Source organism: Alicycliphilus denitrificans (assembly GCF_044792555.1).
In the GTDB taxonomy this organism is placed as follows: Bacteria; Pseudomonadota; Gammaproteobacteria; order Burkholderiales; family Burkholderiaceae_C; genus Alicycliphilus; species Alicycliphilus denitrificans_A.
In genome coordinates this window covers 3095864-3115425 of record NZ_CP126238.1, presented here as the reverse complement: position 1 = coordinate 3115425, position 19562 = coordinate 3095864, and the positions used below count along the sequence as shown (strand labels likewise).

Here is a 19562-nt window from a genome sequence, read left to right as displayed (position 1 = left end):
GCCATGAACAACGGATGGCAAGGCGGACGGCTGTCGCGGCGGCGCTTCGCCTTGGCGTTGCCCCTGCTGGGCGCCGTCACCTGGGCCACCCCGGGTTTGGCGCGGACCACGGGGCCGCAGCGCGCAAGCCGCAACCTCATGGGCACGCGCGTGGACATCGTCGCCGACGGTGCCGATGGCCCCCAGTTGCAGGTCGCGATCGACCTGGCCTTTGGGGAGATGCAGCGCCTGGAAGCCATGCTGAGCCGCTACCGCGAAGACAGCGTGGTGCGGCGCATAGCCCAGGCGGCCGGGCGCCACCCGGTGGCCGTCCCCCCCGAGGCCATGGCCGTACTGGCCAGCGCCCAGCGGGTCTGGCGTGAGAGCGCGGGCGCCTTCGATCCCACGGTAGGGGCGTTGTCGGGCTGGCATTTCGAGCCTGGCCAACAGGCCATGCCGGCGGCGGCCGAGATCACCGCAGCGCTGCGCCATGTGGACGCACGCCAGTTGCACCTCGATGAGCATGCGGGTACGGCCTATCTGGCCGCGCGCGGCATGCTGCTCGACCTGGGCGGCATCGCCAAGCTGCCGATACTGGCGGCGGGGCTGCGCGTGCTCGAGCGTGAAGGCGTGGCCAACGCCCTCATCAACGGCGGCGGCGATGTGCTTGCCAGCGGCCGCCTGCAGGGTCGACCCTGGCGCGTGGGGGTGCGTGATCCGCGTGCGCCAGAGAAGCTGCTGGGTGCGATTGCGCTGGAGGGCTTTGGCGTGGTCGCGTCCTCGGGCGACTACGAGCGTGGTTTCGTGCACCAGGGCCGGCGCCTGCACCATGTGCTCGATCCACAGACCGGCTGGCCCACCCAGGGTGTGCATGGGGTGGCGCTGCTGGCGCGTGATGTGCAGGCCGTCAACGGCTGGGGCACGGCACTCATGGTGCAGGGCATGGCCGCCGTGCCCGCCTGGAGCGCGCGCCACCCCGGCGTTGCCGTGCTGGCCGCCGGCAGCGATGGTGCGCTGTGGCAGTCGAGCGGCATGACGGCCGCTCTCAAGCCGGTAGCCATCTAAAACGATAGCTGTTTGCGCTTCTTGGATAAGGGTTTCAGACGATATTGCGTTTGAAAACTTGTCTGAAAAGCGCAAGCAGCTTTATTTTTTATAGCAAGCTACTTGCCGGGTTGCTGTTGTTGCGCGCATGGCACCTTGCAGTGCTCGCGCTCGGCCAGCGTGGCGCCAAAGCGCACGGCGCTCAAGGCACCGCCCCAGACGCAGCCGGTATCCAGCCCCAGTACGTCAGGCCGTTCGAACCAGCCCAGCGTGGACCAGTGGCCGAAGGCGATCAGCGTGCCGCTGGTGCGCCGCTGCGGTGCATCGAACCAGGGCACCAGCCCGGCTGGCGCGTGCGCGGCGCTTTCGGTGCTGTCGAAATCCATGCGCCCTCCGGGCGAACAGAAGCGCAGCCGCGTGAGCGCATTGACGATGATGCGCAGGCGGTCCGCGCCCTGCAGGTCCGCGTCCCATAGGTCGGGTGTGTTGCCATACATCTGCTGCAGAAAATGGGGGATTGCCGGGCCGCGTAGCAGGGCGTGTACCTCGCCCGCGAGCGCCAGCACATCGTCGGCCGACCATTGCGGCAGCACGCCGGCATGCACCATGAGCAGCGTCTCCCCGCCATGCTCCAACTGGCGCGCCAGGGGTTGCTGGCGCAGCCAGTCGAGCATGGCCTCGCGGTCCGGCGCCTGCAGGATGCCCTGCAGCGTGTCGCGGCGCGATGGGGGGCGCACGCCGTGCGCCGTGGCCAGCAGGTGCAGATCGTGGTTGCCCAGCAGCGCGTGCACGCTGCCGTCCAGCTGCATGCAGCGGCGCAGCACGGCGGCCGAGCCGGGGCCGCGGTTGACCAGGTCGCCCAGCAGATAAACGGTGTCGCGGCTGGGAGAAAAACCAATCAGGGAAAGCAGTCGCTCGAAGGCATCGTCGCAGCCCTGGATGTCGCCCACGCAATAAAGTGCCATGTTTTCTTATCTTCGATGGTGGTGTCGGAAGACGCGATTGTCCCGCCTGGGCGGCCATGTGATGGCATCACCGCGCGCATGTGGCGCGTTGGCGTGGCTGTGCTGGCATGGCTGAACTATTAGTAACTAGTTGAATCAATGGCGGCCGGCATGGGGTTTTGAGAAACCCTTCGTCTCTCGCGCTCAAGAATGGGCAGCGACGCAAGATGCATGGCTTTGGAGCGGTGTGCGATTAACAAAAACAAAGTTGACGGACTTGTAACGCTGCTTGGATTGTTTCCTTATAATCGCGTCGTTTTATTCGTTTTCAACCCTTTCTATTTACTATCATGACCGCAAGCTACAAGGAACTGGTGAAGCAGCGCGAAGCGCTTGAGTTGCAGATCAACGAGGCGCGCAACCGTGAATTGGCGCAAGCCGTGGCTCAGGTGCGCGGACTGGTTGCCGAGTATGGTTTGACGCAACAGGACATTTTCCCTGCCGGGCGTGGTACTCGAGTCTCGGCTACCAGCGGCGTCAAGGTCGCCCCCAAATATCGTGACCCGGCGACCGGCCAGACATGGACCGGCCGCGGCAAGGCACCAAAGTGGATTCAGGATCAGGATCGCGAAAAATTCGCCATTTAAGCCATTGGCATGAATGACCCGCAGCGCCGGTCAGTGACTCATGCCATCAATTCCGGGTCAGTGCGACTCGGGCCATCAAAAACCCCGCCTTTGGCGGGTTTTTTGTTGCTGTAAATGTGGACTTGCGCGCGACATGCTCCTCAATATGTGGGGCATGCATGGCGCCGGATATCGAATGGTTCGTCAAAGAACCGGTTCGTGGTACTTCGGGGCATGGCAAAAAGGTTATTGCCGGCCAAAGTTGGTGTTAATGCGTGGCGCTGCCAGAATGGGCCGTTGTCGTCACCTCACCGGAGTCGCTGTATGGTTGCATCCACCACCCCAGGCCACGCCTTTGCTTCCACGCTCAAGACCTTCTCCACGGCCTCGGGCAAGACGGGCAAGTTCTATTCGCTGCCGGCGCTGGCGCGCAAGTATCCGGGCGTGAGCCGCCTGCCGGTGTCGATCCGCATCGTGCTCGAATCCGTGCTGCGCAACTGCGACGGGCGCAAGGTCACGGCCGAGCATGTCAGTCAGCTGGCCCACTGGGGCGCCAAGGCGCCGCGCAAGGACGAGATCCCGTTCGTGGTCGCGCGCGTGGTGCTGCAGGATTTCACGGGCGTGCCGCTGCTGGCCGACCTGGCCGCCATGCGCAGCGTGGCCCAGCGCCTGGGCCGCGACCCGAAGAAGGTCGAGCCCCTGGTGCCCGTGGACCTGGTGGTGGACCACTCCATCATGGTGGACCATTACGGCAGCAAGCAGGCGCTCGACTTGAACATGAAGCTCGAATTCCAGCGCAACCGCGAGCGCTACGAGTTCATGAAATGGGGCATGCAGGCCTTCGACACCTTCGGCGTCGTGCCGCCGGGCTTTGGCATCGTGCACCAGGTGAACCTGGAATACCTGGCGCGCGGCGTGCACCAGGGTGCGGGCGGCGTGTACTACCCCGATACGCTGGTGGGCACCGACAGCCACACGACCATGATCAACGGCATCGGCGTGGTCGGCTGGGGCGTGGGCGGCATCGAGGCCGAGGCCGCCATGCTGGGCCAGCCGGTGTACTTCCTGACGCCGGACGTGGTGGGCATGGAGCTGACCGGGCGCCTGCGCGAGGGTGTGACGGCCACCGACCTGGTGCTCACCGTGACCGAGCTGCTGCGCAAGGCCAAGGTGGTGGGCAAGTTCGTGGAGTTCTTCGGCGAGGGCGCGCGCACGCTGTCGGTGCCCGACCGCGCCACCATCGGCAACATGGCGCCCGAGTATGGCGCCACCATGGGTTTTTTCACGGTCGATGAAAAGACCATCGCCTACCTGCGCGGCACGGGCCGCAGCGAGGCCGAGATCGAGGCCCTGGAGGCCTACTTCAAGGCCCAGGGCCTGTTCGGCATCCCGCGCGCGGGCGACATCGACTACTCGCAGGTCGTGCGCCTGGACCTGGGTGATGTCACGCCCAGCCTGGCCGGCCCCAAGCGGCCGCAGGACCGCATCGAGCTGGGCCAGGTAAAGCAGCAGTTCACCAGCCTGTTCTCCAAGCCCGTGGCAGAGGCGGGCTTCAACCAGGCGCCCGAGCGCCTGCATCAGCGCCACGCCCTGCCGCACCACGCCGCCGCCCCGGCCGTGCCCGACGAGCGCCAGGCCGTCGAAGGGGCGCCGCGCTCCGAGGCCGAGATGGTGCACAACAAGCCGCGCCTGGAGGTGCAGCACATCGACGCGCCCATGCACCATGCGCCCAGGGGCGCCAGCCCCACGGTGGGCAGCGGCGACGTGCTGATCGCAGCCATCACCAGTTGCACCAACACCTCCAACCCCAGCGTGCTGCTGGCCGCGGGCCTGCTGGCCAGGAAGGCCGTGGAGGCGGGCCTCAGGGTGCAGCCACACATCAAGACCTCGCTGGCGCCGGGCTCGCGCATCGTCACCGAATACCTGACCGAGACCGGCCTGCTGCCCTACCTGGAGAAGCTCGGCTTCGCCGTCGCCGGCTATGGCTGCACCACCTGCATCGGCAACGCGGGCGACCTGACGGCCGAACTCAACGAGGCCATCACCAAGAACGACCTGGTGTGCGCGGCCGTGCTTTCGGGCAACCGCAACTTCGAGGCGCGCATCCACCCCAACCTCAAGGCCAACTTCCTGGCCAGCCCGCCGCTGGTGGTGGCCTATGCCATCGCCGGCACCATGCTCAAGGACCTGATGACCGAGCCCGTGGGCCAGGGCAGGGACGGGCGCGACGTGTTCCTGGGTGACATCTGGCCCCGCAGCGAGGAGGTGCAGGCCCTGATGCACAGCGCGATGAACGGCAAGGCCTTCCGCGAGAACTACGCCAAGGTCAAGACCGAGCCCGGCGCGCTGTGGGACAAGGTGCATGGCGTGAGCGGCGACGTGTATGCCTGGCCGGCCAGCACCTACATCGCCGAGCCGCCGTTCTTTGCCGATTTTGCTCTTGATACAGGAGCTGCCGGCGCATATGGGGCGGGAGCTAAGGGCCAAAATAACCCTGTATCCGTGCACGGCGCGCGCATCATGGCCCTGTTCGGCGACTCGATCACCACCGACCATATCTCGCCCGCCGGCTCGATCAAGGAGAGCTCGCCCGCCGGCCAGTGGCTACTGCAGCACGGCGTGGCCAGGCCCGACTTCAACAGCTATGGCGCGCGCCGCGGCAACCATGAGGTGATGATGCGCGGCACCTTTGCCAACGTGCGCATCAAGAACCTGATGATCCCGCCGCAGGCCGACGGCTCGCGCGAGGAGGGTGGCGTCACCCTGTACCAGGGCGAGGGTGCGCAGCGCGGCAAGAAGCTGCCAATCTTCGATGCCGCCATGCAGTACATGGCGAGCGGCACACCCACGGTGATCTTCGCCGGCGAGGAATACGGCACCGGCTCCAGCCGCGACTGGGCGGCCAAGGGCACGCAGCTGCTGGGCATCAGGGCCGTGGTGGCCAGGAGCTTCGAGCGCATCCACCGCTCCAACCTCGTCGGCATGGGCGTGCTGCCGCTGCAGCTGCGCGGCAATGACTCGTGGGAGAGCCTGGGCCTGAAGGGCGACGAGGTCATCGACGTGCTGCCCGATGCCGCGCTCACGCCGCAGAGCGAGGCGCGCCTGGTGATCCAGCGCGCCGACGGCTCGCGGCGCGAGGTGGCGGTGACGCTGCGCATCGACACCCCCATCGAGGTGGACTACTACCGCGCCGGTGGCATCCTGCCCTACGTGCTGCGCCAGTTGCTGGCGGCCTGAAAGCCGACAATCGGGGGCATGCAAAAACAAGTCTTGATTGCCGGCGGCGGCATAGGCGGACTGGCCGCGGCCCTGGGCGGTGCGCGCGCGGGCTGGGAGGTGCGGCTGTTCGAGCGCGCGAGCGAGTTCACCGAGGTGGGGGCGGGGGTGCAGATCGGCCCCAACGTGGTACGCCGGCTGCAGGCCTGGGGCCTGCAGAGGGCGCTGCAGGCGGTGGCGGCCTTTCCCGAGCGGCTGCAGGTGCGCAGCGCGCTCACCGGCGCCGAGCTGGGCGCGCTGCGCCTGGGCGCCACGGTGATTGAACGCTACGGCGCGGCCTACGCCACCATTCACCGGGCCGACCTGCATGGCCTGCTGCTGGATGTGGCGCGCAAGTCGTCCCTGGTGCACCTGAACCTGAACCACAGGGTTGAGCGGCATGCGGAGCAGGGCGGCGCCGTCACCGTGCGCCTGTTGCGGGGCGACGGTACGCACATCGAGGTGGAGGGGGATGCGCTGATAGGTGCCGACGGGCTGCGCAGCGGCACGCGTGCGCAGTTGCTGGGCGAGGCGCCCACGCGGGTGTCGGGCCACCTGGCCTACCGCGCCGTGCTGCGCCAGAATGCGCTGCCCCAGGCCTTGCGCAGCCAGCAGGTCACCGTGTGGCTGGGGCCGGGCCTGCATGTGGTGCAGTACCCGCTGCGCCGAGGTGAGCTGCTCAACCTGGTGGCCATACGCCATGGCCGGCCGCCGGCCGATCTGGACTCCTGGGACCATGGCGCCAACGCCGCCGACCTGGAGGCCGCGCTGGCGCAGACCTGCACGCCGCTGCAGGATCTGATCCGCACCGTGCCCCAGTTGGGGGACGGGTGGCGTCTGTGGCCGCTGCTCGATCGCCCGCCCGTCGCCGGCCCGCAGGAGATGGCGCGCGGCCTGGTGGCGCTGCTGGGCGATGCGGCCCATCCCATGCGCCCCTACCTGGCCCAGGGCGCGGGCATGGCGATCGAAGATGCGGCCGAGCTGGAAAAATCCCTGGCCATGCACGACCTGGAGGTGCCCCTGTGCCTGCGTCGCTACGCGCTCAACCGCTGGCAGCGCAACGCCCGCGTGCAGGCCCGGTCGCAGCGCAACGGAGCCATCTTTCATGCCAGCGGCCTGCGGCGCTGGGGGCGTGATACCGCCATGCGCGTGTTGGGTGAGCGCCTGCTCGATCAGCCCTGGCTCTATCGCGGCTGATGGAGCGGCGCTGCATGGCCATTCGTGCGGTGGCTCACCCCCGGGGTTCATGCGGGCGTCATGGGATCGCCTGAAGTCGGTGGCAGCGCATGCATGCCCCGGGCGGTCAGCTGCAGCACGCGGCTTGCGCGTGCCGCTGCGGCGCCCGAGTGCGTGACCAGCACCAGCGCCGCGCCATGCGCACGGGTCTGCTGGATGAGCGCGTCCATGATGCGTGCCGCCGTGCCGGGGTCGAGGTTGCCGGTGGGCTCGTCGGCCAGCAGCAGCGCCGGGCGGTGCACCAGGGCGCGGGCTATGGCCACGCGCTGCAGCTGGCCGCCGCTGAGCTCCTGCGGCAGCCGCCCGCCCAGGCCGGCAAGGCCCACGGCGTCCAGCATCTGCTCCACGCGCGCCGCGTCTGGGCGGCCCAGCAGCAGCAGCGGCAGGCCCACGTTCTGCGCCACATCCAGGTGCGGCAACACATGGAAGGCCTGGAACACGAAGCCCACATGGGCGCGGCGCCACAGGGCGCGCCGGCGATCATCCAATGCGCCCAGGTCCGTGCCCTCGTGCAGCACCTGGCCCGCGTCCCAGCGGTCCAGCCCGGCCAGGCAGTTGAGCAGCGTGGACTTGCCCACGCCCGAGTCGCCGACGATGGCGAGGAACTCGCCGCGGCGCACCTCAAGCTGTACGTTCTCGAAGACGCTTTGCGCGCCGTAGCGCTTGGCCAGCCCGCGCACCTGCAGCAGGGCGTCCGCGGCGACGCCCCTCATGCGCTCTCGCCCAGCACGCGGGCCTGCACGGCACGCACCAGTTGCGCCGTGGCATCGGGTGCGTTGCAGGCGATGGTGTGGCGCTCGGGCATGCCGCGCAGCCAGGTGATCTGGCGCTTGGCCAGCTGGCGCGTGGCGGCGATGCCGCGCTCGGGCAGGCTGGAGAGGGGGTGCAGGCCATCGAGCGACTCCCAGGCCTGGCGGTAGCCCACGCAGCGCATGCTGGGCAGGTCGGCATGCAGGTCGCCGCGCGCGCGCAGGCGCAGCACTTCGTCCAAAAAGCCCGCGGCCAGCATGGCGTGAAAGCGCTGGGCGATGCGCGCATGCAGCCAGGCGCGGTCCTGCGGTTCCAAGGAAAAAAGGCTTGTAACGCCTATGGGGCGTGCGCTGGGAGCTATTGTTTTGGTGGTGTGAAAACTCGACAGCGGCCGACCCGACACATGCCACACCTCCAGCGCGCGCTGTATGCGCTGGCTGTCGCCCGGCGCCAGGCGCGCCGCGGTCACGGGGTCCACGCGCGCCAGCTCGGCATGCATGCCGCTCCAGCCGATGGCGGCGGCCTGCTGTTCCAGGCGCGCGCGCACCGCGGCGTCGGCGGGCGGCATGTCGTCAATGCCGTCGAACAGCGCCTTGAAGTACAGCATGGTGCCGCCCACCAGCAGCGCCAGCGCGCCGCGCGCGCGGATCTCCTGGATCAGCCGCGTGGCGTCCTGCACGAACTCGGCCGCGCTGTAGGCCCGCGAAGGGTCGCGGATGTCGATCAGGTGGTGCGGCACGCGGGCCTGCTCCTCAGGTGTGGGCTTGGCCGTGCCAATGTCCATGCCGCGGTACACCAGGGCCGAGTCCACGCTGATGATCTCCACCGGCAGGTGCGGCGCCAGGGCCTCGGCAATGGCCAAGGCCGCGGCCGTCTTGCCCGAGGCCGTGGGGCCTGCCAGCGCGATGGCGGGGATGTGGTCAGCGCGCATGGGCGGGCTCCTGCGGACCGATGGCGGCGGACGGGACGAACATGATGCGTACGAGGGTAGCAGAGTCTGCCCGGGGCCAGGCCGAGTTACGCACCGAGGCAAAGGCGGGCTCGGCACCCCGGCGCGGTGCCGATACGGCGGGTTACAGCGCTGCGCGCAGACGCTCGGCGTAGCCGGCGAGCACGGCCGCGGGCGGCTCCTTGCGCGGCCAGCTGAGGGTGATGCCGTCGGCCTCGTGGCGCGGCACCACGTGCATGTGGAAGTGCGCCACGGTCTGCCCGCCCAGGGCGCCGTTGGCCTGCAGCAGCGTGAGCCCGGGGGGGGCGAAGGCGGCCTGTACCGCCAGCGCCACGCGGCGCGCGGTCTGCATCACGGCGGCGGCCTCCTCGGGCGTGGTGTCCAGCAGCGTGGCCGCGTGGCGCCTGGTGGCCACGAGCACATGGCCCGGCGTGACCTGGCCGATATCCATGAAGGCGATGGTGAGCGCGTCCTCGTACACCAGGGCCGCGGGGATCTCGCCGGCCACCAGGCGGCAGAAGATGCATTGGCCGGGCGGCGAGGTATCGACGAACATGGGCATGGGCGGGTTTTCCTTTTTCCGGCGTGATGGGGCTTGTGCGTGCAGCCCCAAAGGGGTGGCCGCAGCCCGCGAGTTTAGGAGCATGGGAGCCGCGGCGCTGCTCCGGTGCTGGCAGCCTATTGCGCCAGGGCGGCCACCGGAGAGGCCTGGCGCAGGCCGGCGGCGCTGGGGCCGCTGTCGCGCCAGGCGATGCCGGTGTGGGACTGCTTGGCGTCGCGCTTGGCCAGGGCGGCGAGGTTGGCGACCTCCTCGGCCTGCCGCATGCTGCAGGGGGCCACGCGCACCGCGCCGATCGCCAGCGTGGTGAAGCCGAAGAAGCGCCGCACGCCGTGACGGTCCTCGGCCCAGATGCCGCCCTCGCGGCGTTCCGCTTCGTCGAACAGCGCCATGGCCTCGCGCGCGAACTCGCTCACGATGCGCTCGCAGCGCTGCAGCCAGTCGCTGCTTTGGAACAGCAGCATGAAGTCGTCGCCGCCCACATGGCCGACGAAGTCGGTGCGCGGGTCGCAGTGGGTCAGGGCCAGGCGCGCCACCAGGCGGATCATCTGGTCCCCGCGCCAGTAGCCGTAGTGGTCGTTGAAGGGCTTGAAGTGGTTCAGGTCGGCATAGCAGGCGACGAACTCGGCGCGGTGGTCCAGCAGCCGCTGCATGTGCAGGCTGATGGGGATGTTGCCGGGCAGGAAGGTGAGCGGGTTGGCATGGCGCGCGGCCTCGATGCGCGCCTCGGTCACGCCGCGCACCAGCTGCTCGCCCGTGCCCAGGCCCACGTAGCGCCCGTTGTCGGTGACGATGAAGCCGTCGTTCAGGTAGCGCTGGTCCTGCGAGGTGAGGATGGCGACGAGGTCATCCACGTCGCAGTCGATTTCCACCACGCGCGGCGCATCGTCGGCAAAGGCGCTGCAGGGCTTGCGCCCGTGCACCTCGCGGAAATACAGCGTGGCGTAGTGGTTCATGAACTGCTGGCGGTTGATGAGCGCCACGGGGCGGTTGTCCTCGAGCACCGCGAGGGCGTGCAGCTCGGCATGGGCGCGGAACAGCGCGGCCACGCTGTCGTTGCTGGTCTGCGGCGTGACGGTGGGCGCCTGCACCATGAGCAGGTGGCGCAGGATGCCGGGGCGCACATGCTGGCCGCTGTGGGGCAGCACAGCCACGCGGCGATCGCGCAGCACGGCCAGCGCCGGCGGCTCTATGGCCTCGCGCGCCTCGGTGGCGGGCCGGCCCAGCAGATAGCCCTGGCCGTAGGGAATGTCCAGGTCGCGCAGTGCGCGCAGCTCCTCGCTGGTTTCTATGCCCTCGGCCACCAGCGTGGTGCCGAAGATGTCCGCGATGCCGCGCACTGCCTGCAGCACCTGCAGCTTCTCGGGGTGCTGGCCTATGTCGCGCGTGAAGTACTTGTCGATCTTCACGAAATCCGGGCGCACCTCGGACCACAGGCGCAGGCTGGAGTGGCCGTCGCCAAAATCGTCCAGCGCCAGGCGCATGCCGCAGGCGTGTACCTGGCGCAGCGCATCGCGCAGCGGCAGCAGGTCGGGCACGCGCTCGTGCTCGGTGATCTCCAGCACCACCATCTGCGGGGGCACGCCCAGCTGGCGCACCACGTTGGCCAGCGGCTCGGCGCCGCACAGCCCCACGCCCCAGACCAGCGCGTCGGCGCTGATGTTGACGAACAGCCGGCCCGGGGTGGCCTGGCGGCCCCATTGCGTCAGGGCCTGGGCGACGCACAGCAGCTCGAAGTCGTGCAGCATGTTCTCGCCGCGCGCCTGCGCCAGCAAGGCATCGGGCGACTCCAGCGGCGTACCCGCCGGGCCACGAATCAGGGCCTCGTGCGCATAGATGCCACCTTCGCGAAGGTCCGCCAGCGGCTGGAAGACGCAGCGCAGGTCGCACGCGCGCAGCAGCCGCGCCAGCGGCCCAGCACCCTGCCGTACCGCGGGCGACAGCGTGTGCAGCAGGGCGCGCATGGGCAGGCGCTTGGCTTGGTGCATTGATGGCAATTGGTAACGATCGGGCGGGAAGCTTATGCTGCGCGGATGACAAATCCATGACGCACAAGCCCGCTGCAGACAGGCATCGTATCTCACAATTAATAGCTGACTGCGCTTTGCCTGTAAGCGGTTACGCCATTTTTTGTATAAATCCAATGGGCATGAAAAAGGGCACGCGGCGCCCTTGCGCCCGCGTGCCCTCCGGGGAGGATCTGCCAGGTTAGAAGCGGTGGCGGATGCCCGCGCCGACGCTGTTGCCCGTGGGCTGGTTCGTGATCCTGTCGTTCATGTACATGGCATACACGTCCGTGCGCTTGGACAGGTAGTAGTCGTAACCCAGCGTGAAGGTCTTGCGGTCAAGGTTGGAGGCCGACAGCTCGGTCTTGACCCAGGACGCCAGCAGGCTGCCGCCCGCCAGTGGGGCCGATGCGCTGACCTGCAGGGTCTTGGCCTTGTTGGGGTTGTTGTCGGCCTTGGTCTGGCCGTAGCCCAGATAAGGCTTGAGCACCTTGAAGTCGTAGGCCGCGGCCAGCATCCAGTCCTTCTTGGTGGTGCCCAGGTAGGTGCCCTGGCCGGGGTTGCTGATCTGGTCGCGCTCGTAGTAGCCGGTGAGCAGCAGCGGGCTGCCGAAGTAGAAGAAGTTGGCGCCGACGTTCTTCTTGCCGTTGTCGCCGAGCAGCTCGCCGAACTGGTACTGCAGGTTGGCCTTGAAGCCGCCGATGTCGGGTGTGCTGTAGGCGATCTGGTTGCTCCAGCCCGTGTCCGAGGGCGTGGTGGCCTTCCAGCCCGAGGCGTTGAACAGCGGCACGTTCTTGTGCAGGATCAGCGGGGAGAACACGAACGAGTCGCCCAGGGGATTGCCCACCACCGAGGACAGGAAGTTGGGCGCCATCCAGCGGCCCAGCAGCACGGAGCCAAAACCGCCCGACAGGCTCACATTGGCGTCGCGCGAGAAAAAGGTATCGTTGGGAAAGCGTCCCTGCGTGCCGTTGTCGACCTGGATGAACGAGGTGAGCTGGAAGTTGGCCTTCAGCCCGCCGCCCAGGTCTTCCGTTCCCTTGAAGCCAAACCACGATGTGGTCATGCCGCCACTGTTGACGACGGACTTGCGGCCGACATCGCCGGCCATCTTCATGGAGCCGACGTAGAGGTCGGCCAGGCCGGTGACCTGTACCGAACTTTGGGCATAGGCTCCAGCGCAGCACAGTGCTGCCGCGGCCAGGGCAATGAGTTTCTTGGGCATGTGTGTTCCTTGTGGTTCAGCCGACAAAGGTCGGCATTTGGCTGAATTTTGTATGCAATATCTGCGTACACTGTTAATCATCCAAAAATTTGCCGCTCGTGCATAGATTGGAAAGGGTTTTGCCGGGGTTTTTTGCATCATTCAAACGACGCCTGTTGTGTCAATAGACACAAATGAGGTAGTGGCTCTGGTTTGATTTCCCTCAAAGCAGATGCCGCGTGCGCCCGGCACAGTGGCGCCATGTTCCCCACTCCTTCCCCTGACCAGTCCGTGCAGATCGAGGTGGCTGCCGCGGGCCAGGTGCTGCGTGAGCGCCACCAACAACCGGCATCCGTCCTGTATCTGGACAGCGGCCGCGTGCTGCTGGGCGTGCGCGAGGACGGCGTGATGCGCCACCAGCTGGGCGTGGTCGAAGGGCCGTTCTGGCTCGATGCCGCCACGGCCCTGCTGGACCAGCCCTGCGCCGTGGACATGGTGGCCGACACGCGCGTGCAACTGCGCCGCATGCCGGTGGAGGACTTCAAGCGCAGCTTCGAAGACCTGCCGCAGGCGGCGCAGACGCTGCTGCGCGACATGGCTACCGGCTACTGCCAGCAGACCGAGCTGGCAGTGAGCCGCCTGGCGCAGGACGCCGAGGCGCGCTGCGCGCAATGGCTGCTGCGCCATGCATACAACGCCGAGGATGGTGGGCTGCGTGTCACGCTGCACCAACGCAAGCGCTTGATCGCCGCCCAGCTTGGCATTGCGCCCGAAACGCTGTCGCGCGTGCTGCGCCACTTGCGCGAGCACGGCCTGATTGCCGGCACGGGCAACGTGCTGAATCTGCCGCAGCCGCGTGCGCTGCAGATGGTGGCGGGTTTTTAAGGGTTGTCGGCGGCATGTAAAGAAACGCGTCGAACAGCGGCTAATTCGACGTATTTGCATCTATTCGTTTAAATTTTGGTTCGCTGAGTAGGCGTTTCAGGGTTTTCCTGTGTGGCTCACAGGGTTCGACCCAGGGCCGGGCATGGGGGCGCTGCGTATATTGGGCTGGACTCTTTGCCCAGCCGCCATCAGCCATCCACCATGAGCCGCGCCATCCTCCGTTTGCCTGCATCGGGCGCTTCGACTGTGGAGCGGGCATGACGCTGCCCGCGCATGAGGCCCGATTGTGGGGGCCGGAAACCGATGAAGCCGAGGGCGCGGGATGGTTTCCCGGGCCGCTGGTGCGCAAGCTGCTTCTGGTGCCTGTGCTGGCGATCGCACTGTCTGGCGCCCTGGCCGCGTGGTGGGTGTCGCACACCATGGGCCAAGAGGCCATGGATCGCCTGGTGAGCCAGCAAAACGACGAGGTGGAGCTGGTGGCGCGCCTGTTGGCGAGCAAGATCGAGCAAAGCCAGAAGGTGCTCTCCACGGTGGCCGATGGCATCACGCCCGAGATCCTGGACTCGCCCGCCTGGCTGGAGTGGCTGCTGCAGCAGGGGCTGCCGGCGGTACGGTTTTTTGATGCCATCCAGGTGGCACGCAAGGACGGCACCTTGAGCGTGAACCTGCGTTATGGCAAGTTTGCCAAGGCTTCAGAGCTCGACCCGACCGAGCGCGACTATCTGGTGCGCACCCTGGTCAACGGCAAGCCGCTGGTCTCGGGCCTCATCGGCAGCACCGCTGCGGATGCGCGCGTGATGTTCACCATGCCGCTGCTGCGCGGCGAGGGCCGGGTGACAGGTGCCGTCTCCGGCGTGCTGCGCCTGCAGTCGCAGGGCTTGCTGCCGCACTCGCTGGCGCTGCCGGTACGCAGCGAATCACGGTTGATCGTGTTCACGCGCGATGGGGTGATCCTGTCGCACCCCAACCTGGAGCGCGTGCTGGGCCAGGTCAGCGACGAGCCCGGACTGGCCCGGGTGTATGCGCGCTGGCGCAGCGCGGAGCAGCCACCCACGGGCGGTGGCGTGACGCAGCTGCAGGGGGGGCATGTGGTCAGCCTGGCCAGCGTGCCCATGCCCCAGTGGGTCGTGGCACGCGTGAGCGATGCGCAGGCCATGCTCGAACCCCTGCAGGGCGCGCAGCACCGCACCTGGTGGCTGGTGGCTGGTGCCACGGCAGTGGTCTGCCTGCTGACCGTGGCGGGCATGCTGTGGCTGGCGCGGCCACTGGCGCTGTTGCGCCAGCGCGCCAGGGCGGTTCTGGAGGATGACGCGGCGCAGGCTCAGGCTACGCTCCAGGAGCACGCCGCCGATGAAGAGGCCTGGCCCCGCTCTAGGGGCGAGGTCGATGACGTGGTGCGGACGTGCACCCGGCTGCTGGAGGGCGGGCGCAGATGGCAACGGGACTGCGAGACCCTGCGGCGCCAGCTACAGGCCGTGCTCGAGCATGTGCCGCTGGGCATTGCGGTTACGCGCGCCGAGCGGGTGGAGGTCGTGAGCCAGCAGATCTGCAGACTGCTGGGCTATACGCCGCAGGAGTTGCAGGGCCGCAGCCTGGTCGAGCTGCTGGCGCCGCATGAGGATGGCTTGGATGTGGCCCGGCAGGTGCATGACGCGTTTGCCGCGCATGGCGCCTTCGACGGCGAGCTGCCACTGTTGCGCAAGGACGGCAGCACGCTGTGGGGCCGCGTGCAAGGCCAGCTGGTGCAGCCGGGCGAGTCTGAGCGCGGCGTGGTCTGGATCCTGGAGGATGGCACAGCCGTGCGTGAGGCCCGGGCGCAACAGGCCTGGGAGCGCACGCATGATGCGCTGACCCAGTTGCTCAATCACGCCGAGTTCGAACGCCGGCTTCAGGTGTTGCTGGCCGAGCGAGCGCAGCGCGATCCACAGCCCGAAGAGGCGGCGCAAGAGGGCAGCGGGGTGCTGCTATTCCTTGATTTGGACCATTTCACCGTGGTCAACGACCTGGCCGGGCGAGCCGTGGCCGATGATGTGCTGCGCCGCCTCGCACGCCTGCTCGAGGCCGAGGTCCGCCATAGCGGCTGGGCGGCGCGCCTGGGAGGGGACGAATTCGCCGTGCTGCTGCCCGGCAGCAGCCTGGAGCGTGGACAGGCCGCGGCCGAGCGTCTGCGCGCCGCGGTACAGGCCTGGGAGCCCGCCTACCAGGGGCGCAGCTTCTCACTGGGCCTGAGCATTGGCCTGGTGCCCATGGCGCCGGGGCTGCGCGACGGGGCGGCCGTGCTGCATGCGGCCGACATGGCCTGCTACGAGGCCCAGCGTGCGGGGCGCAACCGCGTACACCTGGGCGAGGTGCGCATGACGGTGTGATGCGGCTGGAGCGCGCCATGGGCCTGCGCAAGTTCAACCTGTGCACCTCTTGGCCGCGTGAGCATTCAGTGCGGGCAGGCACTATCAATAAGCTAGCTCTTGACGCACATTGGACGAGTGCTGCATGCCATTTTGCTACAAACTAACAATTCGAAAAACTAGGAGACAATCGGGCAATGAACCCCACACCCCAGTCTGCCTCCGCAGGCCCTGTCGCGGGCGTGCCGCCGCGGCTGCAGTTGACGGGCATCACCAAACGCTATCCATCCGTTGTGGCCAACGACGGCATTTCGCTCAGCGTGCAACCCGGCGAGGTGCATGCGGTGCTGGGCGAGAACGGCGCCGGCAAGTCCACGCTGATGAAGATCATCTACGGTGCCGTCAAGCCCGACGCCGGGCAGATGCTGTTCGACGGCCGGCCCGTGCAGGTGAAGAACCCGCAGGAGGCGCGCCAGCTCGGCATCGCCATGGTGTTCCAGCATTTCAGCCTGTTCGACACGCTCACCGTGGCCGAGAATGTCTGGCTGGGCCAGGACAGGAGGGTGCCGCTGGCCGAGGTGGTGCGGCGCATCAACGCCACGGCGGCCGAGTACGGGCTGGACATCGATCCGCTGCGCCCCGTGCACACCTTGAGCGTGGGTGAGATGCAGCGCGTGGAGATCATCCGCGCGTTGCTCACTGCCCCGAGGCTCTTGATCCTGGATGAGCCCACCTCGGTGCTCACGCCGCAGGCGGTGGACAAGCTCTTCGTGGTGCTCAGGAAGCTCGCCGCCGAGGGCTGCTCCATCCTCTACATCAGCCACAAGCTGCACGAGATCCGCGCGCTGTGCAGCGCCTGCACGGTGATGCGCGCGGGCAAGGTCACGGGCGTGTGCGACCCCTCGCAGGAGTCCAACGCCTCGCTGTCGCGCCTGATGATCGGCGCCGATCCGCCGCAGCTGGCGCACCGCACGGTGACCGCGGGCGAGGTGGTGCTGGGCACGCGGCATTTGAGCCTGCCGACGGCCGACCCGTTCGGCGTGCCTCTCGTCGACATCGACCTGACCGTGCGCGCCGGCGAGGTGGTGGGCATTGCCGGCATCTCGGGCAATGGGCAAAAGGAGCTGCTCTACGCCCTGTCGGGTGAAGACCGGTGCGCCGATGCCGCCATGGTGCAGCTGGCCGGCAAGAATGCCGGGCACCTGGGCCCTCGCCGCAGGCGGGCACTCGGCCTGCACTTCGTGCCCGAGGAGCGCCTGGGCCGTGGCGCCGTGCCCGGCATGAGCCTGGCGCACAACCTGCTGTTGACCCGCTCGGATGCCGTGGGTGCGGGCGGCTGGTTGCGCATGGGGCGGCTGGAGCATCAGGCACGCGCCATCATCGAGCGCTTTCAGGTCAAGGCCGGCGGGCCCGAGGCTCCGGCCAAGTCGCTGTCGGGCGGCAACCTGCAAAAATTCATCGTGGGCCGCGAGATCGACGCGGGGCCGAAGTTGCTCATCGTCTCGCAGCCCACCTGGGGCGTGGACGTGGGCGCGGCAGCGCAGATCCGCGGCGAGATACTGCAGCTGCGCGACCAGGGCTGTGCGGTACTGGTGATCAGCGAGGAGTTGGACGAATTGTTCGAAATCTGTGACCGGCTGCATGTGTTGGCCAAGGGGCGGCTGTCGCCCAGCGTGCCGCGTGCCGAGGCGACGGTGGCGCGCATCGGCGAGTGGATGAGCGGCCTGTGGCATGCCGAGGTGCAGGCGCATTTGTGCGCCACGGACGGGCATGGGGAGGGCGAGCATGCTCAAGCTTGAGGCGCGGCCCCAGGCATCGCAGCTGTGGTCCTATGGCTCGCCGCTGCTGGCGCTGGCGATCACGGTGCTGATCGGCGTGGCCCTGTTCGCGGCCCTGGGCAAGGACCCGGTGCGCGGCCTGCAGGTGTTTTTCTGGGAACCCATCAAGTCGCCGTACGCGCTGGGCGAGCTGGCCCTCAAGGCCACGCCGCTGCTGCTCATCGCCCTCGGGTTGGCCGTGTGCTTTCGCTCCAACGTCTGGAACATCGGCGCCGAGGGGCAGTTCGTGATCGGCGCCGTGGCCGCCGGGGGCGTGGCCCTGCTGGCCGACAAGACCACCGGGCCGTGGATCGTGCCTGCGATCCTGCTGGCCGGCATGCTCGGCGGCATGGCCTGGGCCGGCATCACGGCGCTGTTGCGCGACCGCTTCAATGCCAACGAGATCCTGGTCAGCCTGATGCTGGTCTACGTGGCCACGCTGCTGCTGGGCTACCTGGTCTATGGGCCGTGGAAGGATCCCATGGGCTACAACTTTCCGCAGACCAAGATGTTCGAGCGCGTCACGCAGATGCCCAGGCTGTTCGCCGGATCGCGCGTGACCATAGGCCTGCCGCTGGCGCTCATCGGTGTGCTGCTGCTGTGGGTGTTCCTGTTTCGCACGCGTGCGGGCTTTGCGCTGCAGGTGGGTGGGCTGGCGCCGGCGGCGGCGCGCTACGCGGGTTTTTCGTCGCGGCGCGCGTTGTGGATGGCGTTGCTGATCTCTGGCGGCACGGCCGGGCTTGCCGGCGCACTGGATGTGGCCGGGCCGATCGGCCAGCTCACCCCCTTTGTGCCGGCGGGTTATGGCTTTGCGGCCATCATCGTGGCCTTCGTGGGGCGGCTGCACCCGGTGGGCATGGTGTTCTCGGCCCTGCTCATGAGCATGTTCTACATCGGCGGCGAACTCGCGCAATCGCGCCTGGGCCTGCCCAAGTCGCTCACTGGCGTGTTCCAGGGCCTGTTGCTGTTCACGCTGCTGGCCTGCGACACGCTGATCGCCTACCGCGTGCGCTGGATGGGTTCGCAAAAGGGGCTGGGCTGATGGAATCGTATGCATTGCTGCTGGGCAGCACGCTGAGCGCCGGCACCGTGCTGGCCATTGCTGCGCTGGGCCTGCTCATCAACGAGAAGGCCGGCATCGTCAACCTGGGGGCCGAGGGCATGATGCTGTGCGCGGCCGTCGCCGCCTTTGCCGCCGTGGTGCACACCGGCAGCTTCACGCTGGGCCTGCTCGCCGGCATGGCCGCGGGCGCGCTGCTGGCGGCGCTGTTCGGCTGGCTGGTAATCTGGTGCAACACCAATCAGTACGCCACGGGGCTGGCGCTGTCGCTGTTCGGCGTGGGCTTTTCAGCCTTCGTGGGCATCGGCTATGTGCAGGCCAAGCTGCCCGATACGCCCAAGTTTTCCTGGCCCCTGCTGGGCGATCTGCCCGTGGTGGGGCAGGCGTTGTTCAGGCAGCATCCGCTGGTCTACCTGACCATGGTGCTGGCGCTGCTGATGGTCTGGTTCCTGTACCGCACGCGCGCCGGCCTGGTGCTGCGCTCGGTGGGCGAGGCGCCCGATTCGGCCCATGCCCTGGGCTATCCGGTGCGTGCCATCCGCCTGGGCGCAGTGATGGCCGGCGGTGCGCTGTGCGGGCTGGCCGGGGCCTATGTGTCCACCGTCTACACGCCGCTGTGGGTGGAGGGCATGGTGGCCGGGCGTGGCTGGATCGCTCTGGCGCTGACCACCTTTGCCACCTGGCGGCCGGCGCGCGTGCTGCTGGGCGCGTATCTGTTTGGCGGCGTGACCATGCTGCAGTTCCACCTGCAGGCCTCGGGCGTGCAGGTGGCGAGCCAGTTGCTGTCGATGCTGCCCTATGTGGCCACCATCGTGGTGCTGGTCGTGATCTCGCGCAATCCGACCTGGATCCGTGCCAATATGCCGGCCTCGTTGGGCAAGCCTTTCCACCCCGGCGGCTGAT

The 19562-nt window shown here is 68.0% G+C and carries 15 protein-coding genes; 9 read left to right on the top strand and 6 right to left on the bottom strand.

The window, feature by feature from the left end; all coding sequences use genetic code 11:
- The first annotated feature begins 3 nt into the window (after nucleotides 1-3).
- Complete coding sequence (locus P7644_RS14785; protein ID WP_404300005.1) at nucleotides 4-1044, top strand: FAD:protein FMN transferase; 1041 nt, start codon at nucleotides 4-6, stop codon at nucleotides 1042-1044.
- Nucleotides 1045-1142: 98 nt separating this feature from the next.
- On the opposite strand, the gene P7644_RS14780 is transcribed toward P7644_RS14785, so the two are convergent.
- On the bottom strand, nucleotides 1143-1988 hold the full coding sequence (locus P7644_RS14780) for a symmetrical bis(5'-nucleosyl)-tetraphosphatase (protein WP_404300004.1): 846 nt from the start codon (nucleotides 1986-1988) through the stop codon (nucleotides 1143-1145).
- A gap of 329 nt (nucleotides 1989-2317) precedes the next feature.
- Here P7644_RS14780 and P7644_RS14775 point away from each other — a divergent pair, with 329 nt between their 5' ends.
- The 3 genes from P7644_RS14775 (at nucleotide 2318) to P7644_RS14765 (ending at nucleotide 7045) form a co-directional block, all read left to right on the top strand.
- Complete coding sequence (locus P7644_RS14775; RefSeq protein WP_404300003.1) at nucleotides 2318-2614, top strand: H-NS histone family protein; 297 nt, start codon at nucleotides 2318-2320, stop codon at nucleotides 2612-2614.
- A gap of 303 nt (nucleotides 2615-2917) precedes the next feature.
- Nucleotides 2918-5830, top strand: a complete 2913-nt coding sequence (locus tag P7644_RS14770) for an aconitate hydratase (protein WP_404300002.1) — start codon at nucleotides 2918-2920, stop codon at nucleotides 5828-5830.
- 18 nt (nucleotides 5831-5848) lie between these two features.
- A complete protein-coding gene (locus P7644_RS14765; RefSeq protein ID WP_404300001.1) occupies nucleotides 5849-7045 on the top strand; it encodes an FAD-dependent monooxygenase in 1197 nt (398 codons plus the stop codon).
- Nucleotides 7046-7092: 47 nt separating this feature from the next.
- On the opposite strand, the gene P7644_RS14760 is transcribed toward P7644_RS14765, so the two are convergent.
- The 5 genes from P7644_RS14760 to P7644_RS14740 form a co-directional block, all read right to left on the bottom strand.
- Nucleotides 7093-7797 (bottom strand): ABC transporter ATP-binding protein, encoded by a 705-nt coding sequence (locus P7644_RS14760; RefSeq protein WP_404300000.1) that lies wholly within the window; start codon nucleotides 7795-7797, stop codon nucleotides 7093-7095.
- Nucleotides 7794-8765, bottom strand: coding sequence for a tRNA (adenosine(37)-N6)-dimethylallyltransferase MiaA (miaA, locus tag P7644_RS14755; protein ID WP_404299999.1), 972 nt, complete (start codon nucleotides 8763-8765; stop codon nucleotides 7794-7796). The genes P7644_RS14760 and miaA overlap by 4 nt, the downstream gene beginning before the upstream one ends.
- 142 nt (nucleotides 8766-8907) lie before the next feature.
- Complete coding sequence (locus P7644_RS14750; protein WP_404299998.1) at nucleotides 8908-9345, bottom strand: HIT family protein; 438 nt, start codon at nucleotides 9343-9345, stop codon at nucleotides 8908-8910.
- Nucleotides 9346-9461: 116 nt separating this feature from the next.
- Nucleotides 9462-11330 carry an EAL domain-containing protein gene (locus tag P7644_RS14745; RefSeq protein WP_404299997.1) on the bottom strand — a complete coding sequence of 623 codons (1869 nt, stop codon included), beginning with the start codon at nucleotides 11328-11330 and terminating at the stop codon, nucleotides 9462-9464.
- Nucleotides 11331-11550: 220 nt separating this feature from the next.
- Nucleotides 11551-12573, bottom strand: coding sequence for a porin (locus P7644_RS14740; protein ID WP_404299996.1), 1023 nt, complete (start codon nucleotides 12571-12573; stop codon nucleotides 11551-11553).
- A 240-nt stretch (nucleotides 12574-12813) separates the two neighbouring features.
- On the opposite strand from P7644_RS14740, the gene P7644_RS14735 reads away from it, so the two are divergent.
- From P7644_RS14735 to P7644_RS14715, 5 genes are all read left to right on the top strand, one after another.
- Nucleotides 12814-13437 (top strand): Crp/Fnr family transcriptional regulator, encoded by a 624-nt coding sequence (locus P7644_RS14735; protein ID WP_404299995.1) that lies wholly within the window; start codon nucleotides 12814-12816, stop codon nucleotides 13435-13437.
- A 257-nt stretch (nucleotides 13438-13694) separates the two neighbouring features.
- Nucleotides 13695-15803 carry a diguanylate cyclase domain-containing protein gene (locus P7644_RS14730; protein ID WP_404299994.1) on the top strand — a complete coding sequence of 703 codons (2109 nt, stop codon included), beginning with the start codon at nucleotides 13695-13697 and terminating at the stop codon, nucleotides 15801-15803.
- A 176-nt stretch (nucleotides 15804-15979) separates the two neighbouring features.
- Complete coding sequence (locus P7644_RS14725) at nucleotides 15980-17581, top strand: ABC transporter ATP-binding protein (RefSeq protein WP_404299993.1); 1602 nt, start codon at nucleotides 15980-15982, stop codon at nucleotides 17579-17581.
- Entirely contained in the window at nucleotides 17568-18641 is a 1074-nt protein-coding gene (locus P7644_RS14720; protein WP_404299992.1) for an ABC transporter permease, read from the top strand. Before P7644_RS14725 ends, P7644_RS14720 begins: the two co-directional genes overlap by 14 nt.
- Nucleotides 18641-19561, top strand: a complete 921-nt coding sequence (locus P7644_RS14715; protein ID WP_404299991.1) for an ABC transporter permease — start codon at nucleotides 18641-18643, stop codon at nucleotides 19559-19561. The genes P7644_RS14720 and P7644_RS14715 overlap by 1 nt, the downstream gene beginning before the upstream one ends.
- The last annotated feature ends 1 nt before the right edge of the window (nucleotide 19562 follow it).